Source organism: Rhizobacter sp. Root1238 (assembly GCF_001425825.1).
GTDB lineage: Bacteria > Pseudomonadota > Gammaproteobacteria > Burkholderiales > Burkholderiaceae_C > Rhizobacter.
The window spans coordinates 1-16,770 of the sequence record NZ_LMDM01000035.1 but is presented as its reverse complement, the minus strand read 5'-3'; the positions used below and the strand labels follow the sequence as shown (position 1 = coordinate 16,770).

The 16,770-nt window shown below is 64.3% G+C and carries 13 protein-coding genes, 1 tRNA gene and 1 pseudogene; 14 read left to right on the top strand and 1 reads right to left on the bottom strand.

The window, feature by feature from the left end; genetic code table 11:
- The 10 genes and pseudogenes from ASC98_RS29770 to rpoC all read left to right on the top strand — a co-directional run.
- Window positions 1-145: pseudogene (locus ASC98_RS29770) on the top strand (elongation factor Tu); the annotation flags it as partial.
- A 17-nt stretch (window positions 146-162) separates the two neighbouring features.
- Window positions 163-238 (top strand) — tRNA-Trp (locus ASC98_RS22785).
- A 96-nt stretch (window positions 239-334) separates the two neighbouring features.
- Window positions 335-718, top strand: a complete 384-nt coding sequence (secE, locus tag ASC98_RS22780) for a preprotein translocase subunit SecE (RefSeq protein WP_056813871.1) — start codon at window positions 335-337, stop codon at window positions 716-718.
- Between the two features lie 64 nt (window positions 719-782).
- Window positions 783-1,328: a transcription termination/antitermination protein NusG gene (gene nusG / locus ASC98_RS22775; protein ID WP_047595378.1), complete on the top strand. Its 546-nt coding sequence runs from the start codon at window positions 783-785 to the stop codon at window positions 1,326-1,328.
- Between the two features lie 155 nt (window positions 1,329-1,483).
- Complete coding sequence (gene rplK / locus ASC98_RS22770) at window positions 1,484-1,915, top strand: 50S ribosomal protein L11 (RefSeq protein ID WP_056813863.1); 432 nt, start codon at window positions 1,484-1,486, stop codon at window positions 1,913-1,915.
- A 2-nt stretch (window positions 1,916-1,917) separates the two neighbouring features.
- A complete protein-coding gene (gene rplA, locus ASC98_RS22765; RefSeq protein WP_056820485.1) occupies window positions 1,918-2,628 on the top strand; it encodes a 50S ribosomal protein L1 in 711 nt (236 codons plus the stop codon).
- Window positions 2,629-2,903: 275 nt separating this feature from the next.
- On the top strand, window positions 2,904-3,434 hold the full coding sequence (rplJ, locus tag ASC98_RS22760; protein ID WP_056813875.1) for a 50S ribosomal protein L10: 531 nt from the start codon (window positions 2,904-2,906) through the stop codon (window positions 3,432-3,434).
- Between the two features lie 42 nt (window positions 3,435-3,476).
- Window positions 3,477-3,857 (top strand): 50S ribosomal protein L7/L12, encoded by a 381-nt coding sequence (gene rplL, locus ASC98_RS22755; RefSeq protein WP_056813858.1) that lies wholly within the window; start codon window positions 3,477-3,479, stop codon window positions 3,855-3,857.
- Window positions 3,858-4,168: 311 nt separating this feature from the next.
- Window positions 4,169-8,293, top strand: coding sequence for a DNA-directed RNA polymerase subunit beta (gene rpoB / locus ASC98_RS22750; RefSeq protein ID WP_056813856.1), 4,125 nt, complete (start codon window positions 4,169-4,171; stop codon window positions 8,291-8,293).
- 18 nt (window positions 8,294-8,311) lie between these two features.
- Window positions 8,312-12,529, top strand: coding sequence for a DNA-directed RNA polymerase subunit beta' (rpoC, locus tag ASC98_RS22745; protein ID WP_056813853.1), 4,218 nt, complete (start codon window positions 8,312-8,314; stop codon window positions 12,527-12,529).
- A 43-nt stretch (window positions 12,530-12,572) separates the two neighbouring features.
- Here the strand turns inward: rpoC and ASC98_RS22740 are convergent, their stop codons facing one another.
- Window positions 12,573-13,025 carry a putative toxin-antitoxin system toxin component, PIN family gene (locus tag ASC98_RS22740; protein WP_056813851.1) on the bottom strand — a complete coding sequence of 151 codons (453 nt, stop codon included), beginning with the start codon at window positions 13,023-13,025 and terminating at the stop codon, window positions 12,573-12,575.
- A 269-nt stretch (window positions 13,026-13,294) separates the two neighbouring features.
- On the opposite strand from ASC98_RS22740, the gene rpsL reads away from it, so the two are divergent.
- From rpsL to ASC98_RS22720, 4 genes are all read left to right on the top strand, one after another.
- Entirely contained in the window at window positions 13,295-13,675 is a 381-nt protein-coding gene (rpsL, locus tag ASC98_RS22735; protein WP_047510966.1) for a 30S ribosomal protein S12, read from the top strand.
- Between the two features lie 178 nt (window positions 13,676-13,853).
- Entirely contained in the window at window positions 13,854-14,324 is a 471-nt protein-coding gene (gene rpsG, locus ASC98_RS22730; RefSeq protein WP_056813848.1) for a 30S ribosomal protein S7, read from the top strand.
- Between the two features lie 86 nt (window positions 14,325-14,410).
- Window positions 14,411-16,513: an elongation factor G gene (gene fusA / locus ASC98_RS22725; RefSeq protein WP_056813845.1), complete on the top strand. Its 2,103-nt coding sequence runs from the start codon at window positions 14,411-14,413 to the stop codon at window positions 16,511-16,513.
- A 131-nt stretch (window positions 16,514-16,644) separates the two neighbouring features.
- Window positions 16,645-16,770, top strand: a 126-nt coding sequence (locus ASC98_RS22720; protein ID WP_235581207.1) for a GTP-binding protein, incomplete at its 3' end; no start/stop codon positions are given.

Genomic DNA, 16,770 nt, shown 5'->3' with positions numbered 1-16,770 from the left:
CAAGGAAATGGTGATGCCTGGCGACAACGTGAGCATCACGGTGAAGCTGATCGCCCCGATCGCGATGGAAGAAGGCCTGCGCTTCGCCATCCGTGAAGGTGGTCGCACCGTCGGCGCCGGCGTCGTCGCCAAGATCCTCGAGTAATTGCGTTTGAAGGCCACAGGGGTATAGCTCAACTGGCAGAGCGCTGGTCTCCAAAACCAGAGGTTGGGGGTTCGATTCCCTCTGCCCCTGCCAATCGATGAGGTTGGTGGCCCAAGCAGCCCGCACGGCGACGAAAAGTCCCGGCGGGCTTTGCTGCTGTAAAGCGGCACGTGTTTTTTGAAGAGCGAAATGTCGAATCCACAAGTCGAAACCGTCTCCACGGGTGCTGACAAGGCCAAGCTCGCCGCTTCCGGCGTGCTGGTGATCGCCGCCGTGGCAGCGTTCTATGCACTCGGCAAGCAGGATCTGTGGCTGCGCGTCGGCGCGCTGGTCCTGTTGCTGGTGGCCGCGGTCGCGCTGTTCTTCACGTCGGAAAGCGGCAAGCAGCTGATCGCCTTCGGGCAGGATTCGTCGCGCGAAGTCCGCAAGGTCGTCTGGCCGAGCCGCAAGGAGGCGACGCAGATGACGATGTACGTCTTCGCCTTCGTGGTCGTGATGGCGCTCTTCCTGTGGTTCACCGACAAGACGCTCGAATGGGTGCTGTACGACCTGATCCTGGGCTGGAAGCGTTGAGGACATCCTGATGAGCGAACAACAGCCCAACGAACAAACCGCCGCCGACGCCGCGCCCGCGACCATGGCGCCGGCCGGCAACAAGCGCTGGTACGTGGTGCATGCCTATTCGGGCATGGAGAAGGCCGTCGAACGCAACCTGCGCGAGCGCATCGACCGTGCCGGCATGCAGGACAAGTTCGGCCGCATCCTGGTGCCGATGGAAGAAGTCGTCGAGCTGAAGAACGGCAAGAAGGCCGTCACCGAGCGTCGCTTCTTCCCGGGTTACGTGCTGGTCGAGATGGAAATGGCCGACGACACCTGGCACCTGGTGAAGCACACCAGCAAGGTCACTGGCTTCGTCGGCGGCGCAAAGAACCGCCCGGCGCCGATCTCCGAAGCCGAGGTGATGAAGATCGTCACCCAGATGCAAGAGGGTGTCGAGAAGCCGCGCCCGAAGGTCGAGTGGGAAGTGGGCGAACTGGTGCGCGTCAAGGAAGGCCCGTTCACCGACTTCAATGGCGCGATCGAGGACGTCAACTACGACAAGTCCAAGGTGCGCGTCTCGGTCACGATCTTCGGCCGTGCCACGCCGGTCGAGCTCGACTTCTCGCAGGTCGAGAAGGTCTGAGATTTCACGCCCCGGGTGGCGGCCGAGCAGGGCAACCTGCCGAAGCCATCCCGTTGATGCCGGTGACGAGACACCGGTACGAGGAGCAAGGGTAACCAGCCCCTTGCGTTGGCACTCAAGGCCCGTCTGCCAAGGCGGGCCTCATTGGAGAAATCATGGCAAAGAAAATTGTCGGCTTCATCAAGCTGCAAGTCCCGGCCGGCAAGGCCAACCCGTCGCCCCCGATCGGCCCGGCCCTCGGCCAGCGCGGCCTGAACATCATGGAGTTCTGCAAGGCGTTCAACGCGCAGACCCAGGGTGTCGAACCCGGCCTGATGCTGCCGGTCGTGATCACCGCGTTCGCGGACAAGTCCTTCACGTTCATCATGAAGTCGCCCCCGGCGACCGTGCTGATCAAGAAGGCGATCAAGCTCGACAAGGGCTCGGCCAAGCCGCACACCGACAAGGTCGGCAAGATCACTCGTGCCCAGCTCGAAGAGATCGCGAAGACCAAGGTCAAGGACCTGACGGCAGCCAACATGGATGCCGCCGTTCGCACCATCGCCGGCACCGCCCGCTCGATGGGCGTGACCACTGAAGGAGTCTGAGCATGGCCAAGCTGACCAAACGCCAAAAGGCCCTCGCCGGCAAGGTCGAGAGCACCAAGCTGTACGCCCTCGACAACGCGCTGGCGATCGTCAAGGAATGCGCGACCGCCAAGTTCGATGAATCCATCGACGTGGCCGTGCAACTCGGCATCGACGCGAAGAAGTCCGACCAGGTCGTGCGTGGCGCCGTCGTGCTGCCCAACGGCACCGGCAAGACCAAGCGCGTCGCCGTGTTCGCCCAGGGTGCCAAGGCCGAAGAAGCCCGCGCCGCCGGTGCCGACATCGTCGGCATGGAAGACCTGGCCGAGCAAGTGAAGGCCGGCAACCTGAACTTCGACGTCGTGATCGCCTCGCCGGACACGATGCGCATCGTCGGTACGCTGGGCCAGATCCTCGGCCCGCGCGGCCTGATGCCGAACCCGAAGGTCGGCACCGTGACGCCCGACGTGGCCACCGCGGTGAAGAACGCCAAGGCCGGCCAGGTGCAGTTCCGTGTCGACAAGGCCGGTATCGTCCACAGCACCATCGGCCGTCGCTCGTTCGACTCCGACAAGCTGGTCGGCAACCTGCGCGCGCTGATCGAGGCCCTGAACAAGGCCAAGCCGGCGTCGAGCAAGGGCATCTACCTGCGCAAGGTCGCGGTGTCGTCGACGATGGGCGTCGGTGCCCGCGTGGACGTCGCTTCGATCAACGCGTCGGCAACGGCCGCCTGATCTGACAGATTGAGGACTGGCACGAGTCTGGTGCCGGTCCGATGAATTGGTGGGCCGCTGCGGCGCAAGTCGCAGCGGGCCATCCAAGACCGCAGGCGCGGCTTCGCCGCTTAATCGACGAGACGGTGGAAACACCCGATCCGACGCCCGCGCAGATGGCGATCCCACTGGCAAGGAATTTCGGTTCCAAGGCAGAGGTCGCTGAATCGTGGTGTGTCCGGAGGCTGCCGTTCCAAGCAACGGCGCTGAAAGACACGATGTGTGAGGAGCAGACCTTGAGTCTCAATCGCAACGAGAAAGCAGCCGTGGTGACGGATGTGGCCGCGCAAGTCGCGCGTTCGCAGACGTTGGCGCTGGCCGAGTACCGTGGCCTCACCGTGGCTCACCTTGACACCCTGCGCAAGCAGGCTCGCGACAAGGGCGTGTACCTTCACGTGCTGAAGAACACCCTGGCTCGCCGTGCCGTTGCCGGTACGTCGTTCGAGGTGGCCGCGGAAAGCTTCGTCGGCCCGCTGATCTACGGTTTTTCCGAGGACCCCGTTGCCGCGGCCAAAGTCATCGCCGACTTTGCCAAGGGCAACGACAAGCTCGTCATCAAGGCTGGCGCGTACGCCGGCAAGGTCCTGAACGCCGACGGCGTGAAGGCCCTGGCCAGCATCCCCAGCAAGGAAGTGCTGCTGTCGCAGCTGGCCGGCCTGCTGATGGCACCGGTGCAGCGCACCGCCGCCGTCCTGGCTGCACTGGCCAAGAAGCGCGGGGAAGGCGCAGCGGAAGCTGCACCGGCCGCCGAAGCTGCCGCCGCCTGAAGACGACCCTCTCAACCTTTACCTGATCTCTAGGAACCCAAAATGGCATTCGATAAAGACGCATTCCTGACCTCGCTGGACAGCATGTCGGTGATGGAACTCAACGACCTGGTCAAGGCCATCGAAGAGAAGTTCGGCGTGACCGCCGCTTCCATGGCCACCGGCGGTGGCGGCGGTGGCGGCGGCGCTGCTGCTGCTGTCGTTGAAGAAAAGACCGAATTCAACGTCATGCTGCTCGAAGCTGGCGCGAACAAGGTGTCGGTCATCAAGGCCGTGCGCGAACTGACGGGCCTGGGCCTGAAGGAAGCCAAGGACCTGGTCGACGGCGCTCCGAAGCCCGTCAAGGAAGCCATTCCCAAGGCCGACGCGGAAGCCGCTGTCAAGAAGCTGGTGGAAGCCGGCGCCAAGGCCGAAATCAAGTAATTCGGCTGGTCAGCAGCGGGCTGGGTGCCGGTTTTCGGCCCCAGCCTTTTGCGCTTCAGGGGTTTGTCCCCCTGAGGGCACCTGAAAAGGCGGGAGCAACGACAATGTCGAACTTCCCCTCCTTTTCAAGTGTTCTCTGATCCGACTGCAGAGAACGGGTTTGGTCGGACTCCGGTGCAATGCCGGGGTTGTCCGCCAGCGGTTGGTAGTGGCCAACCACCAAGCGTCGAACGCAATGTTCGAAAGACAGTCGCCGACGGGAGCAGGCCTGGGCCCGGCTCTGTTCCCCGATACGGAGTGAGAAATCACATATGGCGCAGCACGCAACCCCCTACAGCTACACCGAGCGCAAGCGGATTCGCAAGAGCTTCGGCAAGCGCGAGAGTGTCCTCAACGTTCCCTACCTGCTGACGATGCAGAAGGAGTCGTACGTCGCCTTCCTCCAGAAGGACGTCGCTCCGCAGAAACGCAAGCCTGAAGGCTTGCAGGCCGCTTTCCTCTCCGCTTTCCCGATCGTGTCGCACAACGGGTTCGTCGAGATGAAGTTCATCGAGTTCAACATGGCCAAGCCTGCGTTCGACACGCGGGAGTGCCAGCAGCGTGGCCTGACCTACGCCGCTGCGGTGCGCGCCAAGCTGCAGATGATCATCTATGACCGCGAGTCGCCGCAGGCGAAGACGGTCAAGGAAATCAAGGAACAAGAGGTCTACATGGGCGAAGTGCCGCTCATGACCGACTACGGTTCGTTCATCGTGAACGGTACCGAGCGCGTGATCGTGTCGCAGCTGCACCGTTCGCCGGGCGTGTTCTTCGAGCACGACAAGGGCAAGACGCACAGCTCGGGCAAGCTGCTGTTCAGCGCCCGCATCATTCCGTACCGCGGCTCCTGGCTCGACTTCGAGTTCGACCCGAAGGACATCCTGTACTTCCGCGTCGACCGCCGCCGCAAGATGCCGGTGACGATCCTGCTGAAGGCGATCGGCCTGAACCCGGAATCGATCCTCGCGAACTTCTTCGTGTTCGACAACTTCCGCCTGATGGACTCCGGTGCCCAGATGGAGTTCGTCGCCGACCGCCTGCGCGGCGAAGTGGCCCGCTTCGACATCACCGACAAGAACGGCAATGTCGTCGTCGAGAAGGACAAGCGCATCACCGCGCGCCACACGCGCCAGATCGAGCAGAGCGAGACGCAGTTCATCAGCGTCCCGGAAGACTTCCTGCTCGGCCGTTTCCTGGCCCGCAACATGGTCGACCCGGACACCGGCGAGATCATCGCGAAGGCGAACGACGAGCTGACCGACTCGCTGCTGAAGAAGCTGCGCGCCGCCGGTGTGAAGGAGATGCAGTGCATCTACACCAACGAGCTGGACGAAGGCGCCTACATCTCGCAGACGCTGGCCGCCGATGAAACGGCCGACCAGCTGGCCGCGCGCGTGGCCATCTACCGCATGATGCGCCCCGGCGAGCCGCCGACCGAAGATGCCGTCGAGGCGCTCTTCAACCGGCTGTTCTACAACGCCGACACGTACGACCTGTCGCGCGTGGGCCGCATGAAGTTCAACGCCCGGGTCGGCCGCGACGTGCCGGAAGGCCCGATGACGCTGAGCAACGACGACATCCTCGACGTCGTGAAGATCCTCGTCGAGCTGCGCAACGGCCGCGGTGAAGTCGACGACATCGACCACCTGGGCAACCGTCGCGTGCGCTGCGTCGGCGAACTGGCCGAGAACCAGTACCGCTCGGGCCTCGCCCGCATCGAGAAGGCCGTCAAGGAACGCCTCGGCCAGGCCGAGACCGAAGCGCTGATGCCGCACGACCTGATCAACTCCAAGCCGATCTCCGCGGCGCTGAAGGAGTTCTTCGGTGCGTCGCAGCTGTCGCAGTTCATGGACCAGACCAACCCGCTGTCCGAGATCACGCACAAGCGTCGCGTCTCGGCCCTGGGCCCGGGCGGCCTGACCCGCGAACGCGCCGGCTTCGAAGTCCGCGACGTGCACCCGACCCACTACGGCCGCGTGTGCCCGATCGAGACGCCGGAAGGCCCGAACATCGGCCTGATCAACTCGCTGGCCCTGTACGCGCAGCTCAACGAATACGGCTTCCTCGAGACGCCGTACCGTCGCGTGGCCGACGGCAAGGTGACGAACCAGATCGACTACCTGTCGGCCATCGAGGAAGGCAAGTACGTGATCGCGCAGGCGAACGCGACGCTGGACGCCGACGGCAAGCTGATCGACGAACTGGTCTCCGCGCGCGACAACGGCGAATCGATCCTGACCTCGCCGGAACGCATCCAGTACATGGACGTGGCGCCGACGCAGATCGTGTCGGTGGCGGCCTCGCTGGTGCCGTTCCTCGAGCACGACGATGCGAACCGCGCACTGATGGGCGCCAACATGCAGCGCCAGGCCGTGCCGACGCTGCGCCCCGAGAAGGCGCTGGTCGGTACCGGCGTCGAGCGCGTCGCCGCGAAGGACTCGGGCACGGTCGTGGCCGCGCGCCGCGGCGGTGTCGTGGACTACGTCGACACCAACCGCATCGTGATCCGCGTCAACGACAACGAGACGGTGGCCGGTGAAGTCGGCGTCGACATCTACAACCTGATCAAGTACCAGCGTTCGAACCAGAACACGAACATCCACCAGCGTCCGATCGTCAAGCGCGGCGACACCGTCTCGGCCGAGGACATCATTGCCGACGGCGCCTCGACCGACATCGGCGAGCTGGCGCTCGGCCAGAACATGCTGGTCGCGTTCATGCCCTGGAACGGCTACAACTTCGAAGACTCGATCCTGATCAGCGAACGCGTGATCGCCGACGACCGCTACACCTCGATCCACATCGAGGAACTGGTGGTGATGGCGCGCGACACGAAGCTGGGCTCGGAAGAAATCACGCGCGACATCCCGAACCTGAGCGAGCAGCAACTGGCTCGCCTGGACGAATCGGGCATCGTGTACGTGGGCGCCGAAGTCAACCCGGGCGACACCCTGGTGGGCAAGGTCACGCCGAAGGGCGAGACCACGCTGACGCCGGAAGAGAAGCTGCTGCGCGCGATCTTCGGCGAGAAGGCGTCCGACGTGAAGGACACCTCGCTGCGCGTCGACCAGGGCACGAGCGGCACCGTCATCGACGTGCAGGTCTTCACCCGCGAAGGCATCCAGCGCGACAAGCGCGCGCAACAGATCATCGACGATGAGCTGAAGCGCTACCGCCTCGACCTGAACGACCAGCTGCGCATCGTCGAGGCCGACGCGTTCGACCGGATCGAGAAGCTGCTGTCGGGCAAGGTCGCCAACGGCGGCCCGCAGAAGATCGCCAAGGGCACGACGATCGACAAGGCGTACCTCGCCAGCGTCGAGAAGTACCACTGGTTCGACATCCGCCCGTCCGACGACGAAGTGGCCAACCAGCTCGAGTCGATCAAGAACTCGCTCGAGCAGACCCGCCACAGCTTCGACCTCGCGTTCGAAGAGAAGCGCAAGAAGCTGACGCAGGGCGACGAGCTGCCGGCCGGCGTGCTGAAGATGGTGAAGGTGTACCTGGCCGTCAAGCGCCGCCTGCAACCGGGCGACAAGATGGCCGGCCGCCACGGCAACAAGGGCGTCGTGTCCAAGATCAACCCGATCGAGGACATGCCGCACATGGCCGACGGCACGCCGTGCGACATCGTGCTGAACCCGCTGGGCGTGCCGTCGCGGATGAACGTCGGGCAGGTGCTCGAGGTTCACCTGGGCTGGGCCGGCAAGGGCATCGGCCAGCGCATCGGCGACATGCTGCAGGCGCAGGCCAAGGTGGCCGAGCTGCGCAAGTTCCTCGACGAGCTGTACAACAAGTCGGGCGGCAAGACCGAGCGCCTCGATCACCTGAGCGACGACGAGATCCTCGAGATGGCCGGCAACCTGAGCAAGGGCGTGCCGTTCGCGACGCCGGTGTTCGACGGTGCGGCCGAAGAGGAAATCCGCGGCATGCTGAAGCTCGCCTACCCGGACGAGATCGCCAAGGTCAAGGGACTGACGGCCACGCGCACCCAGGCCACGCTGTACGACGGCCGCACCGGCGACGCGTTCGAGCGTCCGGTCACGGTCGGCTACATGCACGTGCTGAAGCTGCACCACCTGGTCGACGACAAGATGCACGCCCGTTCCACCGGCCCGTACTCGCTGGTCACGCAGCAACCGCTGGGCGGCAAGGCCCAGTTCGGCGGCCAGCGCTTCGGCGAAATGGAAGTGTGGGCCCTGGAAGCCTACGGCGCGTCGTACGTGCTGCAGGAGATGCTGACCGTCAAGTCGGACGACGTGAACGGCCGCACCAAGGTGTACGAGTCCATCGTCAAGGGAGAGCACGCGATCGAAGCCGGCATGCCGGAATCGTTCAACGTGCTGGTGAAGGAAATTCGTTCGCTCGGTATCGACATCGAGCTCGAGCGCAACTAAAGGAAAAGGAAACAGAACATGAAGGGTTTGCTTGATCTGTTCCGCCAGTTCACCCCTGATGAGCATTTCGATGCCATCAAGATCGGACTGGCCTCTCCCGAGAAAATTCGGTCCTGGTCCTTCGGCGAGGTGAAGAAGCCGGAGACCATCAACTACCGCACCTTCAAGCCGGAGCGCGACGGGCTCTTCTGCGCGAAGATCTTCGGCCCGATCAAGGACTACGAGTGCCTGTGCGGCAAGTACAAGCGCCTGAAGCACCGTGGCGTGATCTGCGAGAAGTGCGGCGTCGAAGTGACGCAGACCAAGGTCCGCCGCGACCGCATGGGTCACATCGACCTGGCGGCGCCGTGCGCGCACATCTGGTTCCTGAAGTCGCTGCCGTCGCGCCTGGGCCTGGTGCTCGACATGACGCTGCGCGACATCGAGCGCGTGCTGTACTTCGAAGCGTACGTGGTGGTCGACCCGGGCATGACCCCGCTGAAGAAGTTCAGCATCATGTCGGAAGACGACTATGACGCGAAGCGCACCGAATTCGGCGACGAGTTCATCGCGCTGATGGGCGCCGAAGGCGTGCAGAAGCTGCTCGCCGAGATGGACCTCGACGTCGAGATCGAGCGCCTGCGCGGCGACATGACCGGCTCCGAGCTGAAGGTCAAGAAGAACTCCAAGCGCCTGAAGGTGATGGAAGCCTTCAAGAAGTCGGGCATCAAGCCGCAGTGGATGGTGATGAACGTGCTGCCGGTGCTGCCGCCGGACCTGCGTCCGCTGGTGCCGCTGGACGGCGGCCGCTTCGCCACGTCGGACCTGAACGACCTGTACCGCCGCGTCATCAACCGCAACAACCGCCTGGCCCGCCTGCTCGAACTGAAGGCGCCGGAGATCATCGTGCGCAACGAGAAGCGCATGCTGCAGGAAGCGGTCGATTCGCTGCTGGACAACGGCCGTCGCGGCAAGGCGATGACCGGCGCCAACAAGCGCGCGCTGAAGTCGCTGGCCGACATGATCAAGGGCAAGAGCGGCCGCTTCCGCCAGAACCTGCTGGGCAAGCGCGTCGACTACTCGGGCCGTTCGGTCATCGTGGTCGGCCCGACGCTGAAGCTGCACCAGTGCGGCCTGCCCAAGCTGATGGCGCTCGAGCTGTTCAAGCCGTTCATCTTCTCGCGCCTCGAAGCCATGGGCATCGCCACCACCATCAAGGCGGCGAAGAAGGAAGTGGAATCGGGCACGCCGGTGGTCTGGGACATCCTTGAAGAAGTCATCAAGGAACACCCGGTCATGCTGAACCGCGCGCCGACGCTGCACCGCCTGGGCATCCAGGCGTTCGAGCCGGTGCTGATCGAAGGCAAGGCCATCCAGCTGCACCCGCTGGTGTGCGCTGCGTTCAACGCCGACTTCGACGGCGACCAGATGGCCGTCCACGTGCCGCTGTCGATCGAAGCGCAGATGGAAGCCCGCACGCTGATGCTGGCCTCCAACAACGTGCTGTTCCCGGCCAACGGCGAACCGTCGATCGTGCCGTCGCAGGACGTGGTGCTGGGCCTGTACTACGCCACCCGCGAGCGCATCAACGGCAAGGGCGAAGGCATCATCTTCTCCGACGTCGTCGAAGTGCAGCGCGCGCTGGACAACGCACAGGTCGAGATCACCGCGCGCATCAGCGTGCGCCTGACCGAGTGGACGAAGAACAAGGCGACCGGCGAATTCGTGCCGGAGACCAAGCTCGTCGACACCACCGTCGGCCGTGCGCTGCTGTCCGAGATCCTGCCGAAGGGCCTGCCGTTCTCGAACATCAACAAGGCGCTGAAGAAGAAGGAAATCTCGCGCCTGATCAACACCTCGTTCCGCAAGTGCGGTCTGAAGGAAACGGTCGTGTTCGCCGACAAGCTGCTGCAGGCGGGCTTCCGCCTGGCAACGCGCGCCGGCATCTCGATCGCGATCGACGACATGCTCGTGCCGAAGGAAAAGCCGGGCCTGATCGACCGCGCCGAGAAGGAAGTGAAGGAGATCGAGCAGCAGTACGTCTCGGGTCTGGTCACCGCCGGCGAGCGCTACAACAAGGTCGTGGACATCTGGGGCAAGACCGGCGACGAAGTCGGCAAGGTCATGATGAGCCAGCTGGCCAAGCAGCGCGTGCTGGACCGCAACGGCAAGGAAGTCGACCAGGAGTCGTTCAACTCCATCTACATGATGGCCGACTCGGGCGCGCGCGGTTCCGCGGCGCAGATCCGCCAGCTGGCTGGCATGCGCGGCCTGATGGCCAAGCCGGACGGCTCGATCATCGAGACGCCCATCACGGCGAACTTCCGTGAAGGCCTGAACGTGCTGCAGTACTTCATCTCCACCCACGGCGCCCGCAAGGGCCTCGCGGACACGGCGCTGAAGACGGCGAACTCCGGCTACCTGACGCGTCGCCTGGTCGACGTGACGCAGGACCTGGTGGTCACCGAAGACGACTGCGGCACGCAGAACGGCATGAACATGCGCGCGCTGGTCGAAGGCGGCGAAGTGATCGAGTCGCTGCGCGACCGCATCCTCGGCCGCGTCACGGCGATCGAAGTGCAGCACCCGGAAACGGGCGAGCTGCTGCTGACCGGCGGCACCATGCTCGACGAAGACGCACTCGACGGCCTCGAAGCCGCCGGCGTCGACGAAGTGAAGGTGCGCACCGCGCTGACCTGCGGCACGCGCTTCGGCCTGTGCGGCAAGTGCTACGGCCGCGACCTGGGCCGTGGCGGCCTGGTGAACCGCGGCGAAGCGGTCGGCGTGATCGCGGCGCAGTCGATCGGCGAACCGGGCACGCAGCTGACGATGCGCACGTTCCACATCGGCGGCGCGGCTTCGCGTGCGGCGGTGGCGTCGAGCGTCGATGCGAAGTCCGATGGCCACATCGGCTTCAACGCGACGATGCGCTACGTGACCAACGGCAAGGGCGACCTGGTCGTGATCTCGCGTTCGGGTGAAATCATCATCGCCGACCAGCACGGTCGCGAGCGTGAGCGCCACAAGGTGCCGTACGGCGCGATCCTGAACATCAAGCCCGACCAGCAGATCAAGGCCGGCACGGTGCTGGCGAACTGGGATCCGCTGACCCGCCCGATCATCACGGAATTCGCCGGCAAGGCGAAGTTCGAGAACGTCGAGGAAGGTGTCACGGTTGCCAAGCAGCTCGACGAAGTCACCGGCCTGTCGACGCTGGTGGTGATCGATCCGAAGCGCCGCGGCGCGGCGAAGGTCGTGCGCCCGCAGGTCAAGCTGCTGGACGCCAACGGCAACGAAGTGAAGATCCCCGGCACCGACCACTCGGTGACGATCGGCTTCCAGGTCGGCTCGCTGATCCAGATCCGCGACGGCCAGGACCTGGCCCCGGGCGAGGTGCTGGCGCGCATTCCGGTCGAAGGCCAGAAGACCCGCGACATCACCGGCGGTCTGCCGCGCGTGGCTGAACTCTTCGAGGCGCGCAGCCCGAAGGACAAGGGCACGCTGGCCGAGATGACCGGCACGGTCTCGTTCGGCAAGGAGACCAAGGGCAAGGTCCGCCTGCAGATCACCGACCCGGAAGGCAAGGTCTACGAAGAGCTCGTCCCGAAGGAAAAGAACATCGTGGTCCACGAAGGCCAGGTGGTCAACAAGGGCGAGTCGATCGTCGACGGTCCGGCCGATCCGCAGGACATCCTGCGCCTGCTGGGCATCGAGGAACTGGCGCGCTACATCGTCGACGAGGTGCAGGACGTCTACCGTCTGCAGGGCGTGAAGATCAACGACAAGCACATCGAGGTGATCGTTCGCCAGATGCTGCGCCGCGTGCAGATCGTCAACCCGGGCGACACGGCGTACATCCTCGGCGAGCAGGTCGAGCGTTCGGAGCTGCTGGACACCAACGACCGGATGATCGCCGAAGGCAAGATGACGGCGACCCACGCCGACGTGCTGCTGGGCATCACGAAGGCGTCGCTGTCGACCGACAGCTTCATCTCGGCCGCGTCCTTCCAGGAAACCACCCGCGTGCTCACCGAGGCTGCCATCATGGGCAAGCGCGACGAGCTGCGTGGCCTGAAGGAAAACGTGATCGTCGGACGCCTGATCCCGGCCGGTACCGGCATGGCCTTCCACGATGCACGCCGCGTCAAGGAAGAGATGGACGACGCGGAACGCCGCGCGATCGCGATGCAGGAGGCGGAGGAATTCGCTTCCGTGCAGGAAGCACCGGCGGAAGCCGGTGGCGACACCGCCGAGTGAGCGATTGCTCTCTGAGCACAAGGGCGGCTTCGGCCGCCCTTTTTCATGGCGGTGGCGAGATCCAGGCCTCGGGCGTCAGGATCGCGAGGCCGCGCGGAAGCGCGCGGCGCGCGAGCCGCAGCACCGCGCGATCGCGGGTGAGCAGCCAGTCGGCGCGGTGCAGCGCGAAGTCGATGAATTTCTGGTCGTCGGGATCGGTGCAGCGCAGCGGCGCGGCCAGCGGGACCGGTGGCGGATTGTCCTCAATGTGAGCGCATGCACTCCATGTCGACCAGATTCGGTCGACATCCATCGACGGGTTCCTGGGGAGTCCGCGGCGCAGCACCTCGGCCAGTTCGGCCCGCATCTCGGCGGTGGCGACCCAGCGCAAGCGGCCGCTCTCGACCGCCCGGGCAATCGGATCGACCGCGGGATTGGCGAACACCAGCCAGTCGAGGACGACGTTGGTGTCCAGCACGGCGCGGGGCGGGTCGAAGCGGAATGTGGGTGGGGTCATCGGGGTCGGGTGGGAAGCCGACAAGCCCTGGCTTGCGGCGGTACGGCGCTACGAATATAATCGCGGGCTTTTCAGCAGATTCTGCTTCGCTCTTTTGTCGGTCCTGCGCTTCACGAAGCCAGGGTCGATCGGGCGGTCGAACGATCCCGCAGCCTCGCGGTTCAATCGTCGGCCACACGCCCGGGGAGGGCGCGACGCTTCTTCCGAAAGTGCTCTGGTGTCAGAAGTGATTTCAGGGCAGTGACTTCAAACGGGAACAAGTTACCAACATGCCAACCATCAATCAACTCGTTCGTCTCGGCCGTGAGGTCGAGAAGACGAAGTCCAAATCCCCGGCGCTGCAGGGTGGACCCCAGCGCCGCGGTGTGTGCACCCGCGTGTACACCACCACCCCGAAGAAGCCGAACTCGGCGCTGCGTAAAGTGGCCAAGATTCGCCTGACCAACGGGTTCGAAATCATTTCCTACATCGGCGGCGAAGGCCACAACCTGCAAGAGCACAGCGTCGTGCTCGTGCGCGGCGGCCGCGTGAAGGATCTGCCGGGTGTTCGCTACCACATCGTGCGCGGCTCGCTCGACCTGCAAGGCGTGAAAGACCGCAAGCAGTCGCGTTCCAAGTACGGCGCGAAGCGTCCGAAGGCTGGCAAGTAAGCTGGTTTCGTGGAGTCGTCATCGCGGGAGTCCAGGCTCCGGCATGGCGTGTTGCGGTTGCGGCGGGTACGGATCCCGCCGGGCCGAGTAAGTGGAAGCCCGGGTGCAGGAAGCGCCTTCGTGGTGACCGCGGTGCAGGCAGCGATGCCCGTGCCAACTGAAGATAAAAGGAAGAGAAATGCCTCGTCGTCGCGAAGTACCCAAGCGTGAGATCCTCCCCGATCCGAAATTCGGTTCGGTCGACCTCTCCAAGTTCATGAACGTGATCATGGAGTCCGGCAAGAAGGCTGTCGCCGAACGCATCATCTACGGTGCGCTGGAGCAGGTCGAAAAGAAGTCGGGCAAGGACCCGCTGGAGATCTTCACGGTCGCGCTGAACAACATCAAGCCGATGGTCGAAGTGAAGTCACGCCGCGTCGGCGGTGCGAACTACCAAGTTCCCGTGGAAGTTCGCCCCGTCCGCCGCGTGGCCCTGGCCATGCGCTGGTTGAAGGAATCGGCCCGCAAGCGCGGCGAGAAGTCGATGGCCCAGCGCCTCGCGAACGAACTGCTGGAGGCCGTCGAAGGCCGTGGCGGCGCGATGAAGAAGCGCGATGAAGTGCACCGCATGGCGGACGCCAACAAGGCGTTCTCGCACTTCCGCTTCTAAGAACGAAGTCCCCGGATCCCAATCCCCCCGGCCGCTCTTCGGGTTTCCACGAACCCGCGAGCGGCCCCTGCTTTTGGAGTGCCATCATGGCCCGCAAGACCCCCATCGAGCGCTACCGCAACATCGGCATCTCGGCCCACATCGACGCCGGCAAGACCACGACCACCGAGCGCATCCTGTTCTACACGGGTGTGAACCACAAGATCGGTGAAGTGCACGATGGCGCTGCCACGATGGACTGGATGGAGCAGGAGCAGGAGCGCGGCATCACGATCACGTCGGCCGCGACGACCTGCTTCTGGAAGGGCATGGAGCTCAACCACCCCGAGCACCGCATCAACATCATCGACACCCCCGGGCACGTCGACTTCACGATTGAAGTCGAGCGCTCGATGCGCGTGCTCGACGGCGCCTGCATGGTGTACTGCGCCGTCGGCGGCGTGCAGCCCCAGTCGGAAACCGTCTGGCGCCAGGCCAACAAGTACAAGGTGCCCCGCCTCGCGTTCGTCAACAAGATGGACCGCACCGGCGCGAACTTCTACAAGGTCTACGACCAGATGAAGGCGCGCCTGAAGGCGAACCCGGTGCCCATCGTGATCCCGATCGGTGCCGAAGACGGCTTCAGCGGCGTGGTCGACCTGATCAAGATGAAGGCGATCATCTGGGACGAAGCCTCGCAGGGCATGAAGTTCGACTACCAGGACATCCCCGCCGAGCTGCTGGCCGACGCCAAGAAGTGGCGCGAGAACATGATCGAGGCCGCCGCTGAATCCAGCGAAGACCTGATGAACAAGTACCTCGAGTCGGGCGACCTGAGCGAAGCCGAGATCAAGCTGGGCATCCGCACGCGCACGATCGCGTCCGAGATCCAGCCGATGCTGTGCGGCACCGCGTTCAAGAACAAGGGCGTTCAGCGCATGCTCGACGCCGTGATCGACTTCATGCCGTCGCCGATCGACATCCCGCCGGTGCCGGGCACCGACGAGCAGGAGCAGGTCGTCACCCGCAAGGCCGACGACAGCGAGAAGTTCGCGGCACTCGCCTTCAAGCTGATGACCGACCCGTACGTCGGCCAGCTGACCTTCGTGCGCGTCTACTCGGGCGTGCTGAAGTCCGGCGACTCGGTCTTCAACCCGATCCGCGGCAAGAAGGAGCGCATCGGCCGGATCCTGCAGATGCACGCGAACCAGCGTGAAGAAATCAAGGAAATCCTGGCCGGCGACATCGCCGCCTGCGTGGGCCTGAAGGACGTGACCACCGGCGAGACGCTGTGCGATCCGGACAACGTCATCACCCTCGAGAAGATGATCTTCCCGGAGCCGGTGATCTCGCAGGCCGTCGAGCCGAAGACCAAGGCCGACCAGGAAAAGATGGGCATCGCGCTGGGTCGCCTGGCGGCGGAAGATCCGTCGTTCCGACTGCGTACCGATGAAGAGTCGGGCCAGACCATCATTTCCGGCATGGGCGAGCTGCACCTGGAAATCATCGTCGACCGCATGAAGCGCGAGTTCGGCGTCGAAGCCAACGTCGGCAAGCCGCAAGTGGCCTACCGCGAGACCATCCGCAAGGCCGCGACCGATGTCGAAGGCAAGTTCGTGCGCCAGTCGGGCGGCAAGGGCCAGTACGGCCACGTCGTGCTGAACGTCGAACCGCAGGAGCCGGGCAAGGGCTTCGAGTTCGTCGACGCGATCAAGGGCGGTGTCGTGCCGCGCGAGTTCATCCCCGCGGTGAAGAAGGGCGTCGAAGACTCGCTGCCGAACGGCGTGCTGGCCGGCTTCCCGGTGGTCGACGTGAAGGTCACGTTGGTCTTCGGTTCGTACCACGAAGTCGACTCGAACGAAAACGCGTTCAAGATGGCTGCGTCGCTGGGCTTCAAGGACGGCTGCCGCAAGGCCAGCCCGGTGATCCTCGAGCCGATGATGGCGGTCGAGGTCGAGACCCCGGAAGACTACGCCGGCAACGTGATGGGTGACCTGTCATCCCGCCGTGGCATGGTGCAGGGCATGGACGACATGCCTGGCGGCGGCAAGGTCATCAAGGCCGAGGTTCCGCTGTCGGAAATGTTCGGCTACTCGACCACGCTGCGCTCGATGTCGCAAGGCCGTGCCACGTACACGATGGAGTTCAAGCACTACAGCGAAGCTCCGAAGAACGTGGCCGACGCGATCATCACCGCACGCGGCAAGTAATTCAGCCAGTTAGTTAGACGAAGCCGGTCTTCGTCGTCCGCTTCGCGCGATGCCAGTGGCGCGCGAAACCAGTGGGCGGCGGAGACCTTAAACCCAGCACTGGAAGTGCTCTTTGATACGGAGAATCTGAAATGGCAAAAGGCAAATTCGAGCGGACCAAGCCGCACGTGAACGTTGGCACGATTGGTCACGTGGACCATGGGAAGACGACGCTGACGGCGGCGATCACGACGGTGCTGTCGGCGAAGTTCGGTGGC

Coding starts and splice junctions, on each gene's coding strand:
- secE (WP_056813871.1), top strand. CDS start 335: ATGTCGAATCCACAAGTCGAAACCGTCTCCACGGGTGCTGACAAGGCC.
- nusG (WP_047595378.1), top strand. CDS start 783: ATGGCGCCGGCCGGCAACAAGCGCTGGTACGTGGTGCATGCCTATTCG.
- rplK (WP_056813863.1), top strand. CDS start 1,484: ATGGCAAAGAAAATTGTCGGCTTCATCAAGCTGCAAGTCCCGGCCGGC.
- rplA (WP_056820485.1), top strand. CDS start 1,918: ATGGCCAAGCTGACCAAACGCCAAAAGGCCCTCGCCGGCAAGGTCGAG.
- rplL (WP_056813858.1), top strand. CDS start 3,477: ATGGCATTCGATAAAGACGCATTCCTGACCTCGCTGGACAGCATGTCG.
- rpoB (WP_056813856.1), top strand. CDS start 4,169: ATGGCGCAGCACGCAACCCCCTACAGCTACACCGAGCGCAAGCGGATT.
- rpoC (WP_056813853.1), top strand. CDS start 8,312: ATGAAGGGTTTGCTTGATCTGTTCCGCCAGTTCACCCCTGATGAGCAT.
- ASC98_RS22740 (WP_056813851.1), bottom strand. CDS start 13,025: ATGACCCCACCCACATTCCGCTTCGACCCGCCCCGCGCCGTGCTGGAC.
- rpsL (WP_047510966.1), top strand. CDS start 13,295: ATGCCAACCATCAATCAACTCGTTCGTCTCGGCCGTGAGGTCGAGAAG.
- rpsG (WP_056813848.1), top strand. CDS start 13,854: ATGCCTCGTCGTCGCGAAGTACCCAAGCGTGAGATCCTCCCCGATCCG.
- fusA (WP_056813845.1), top strand. CDS start 14,411: ATGGCCCGCAAGACCCCCATCGAGCGCTACCGCAACATCGGCATCTCG.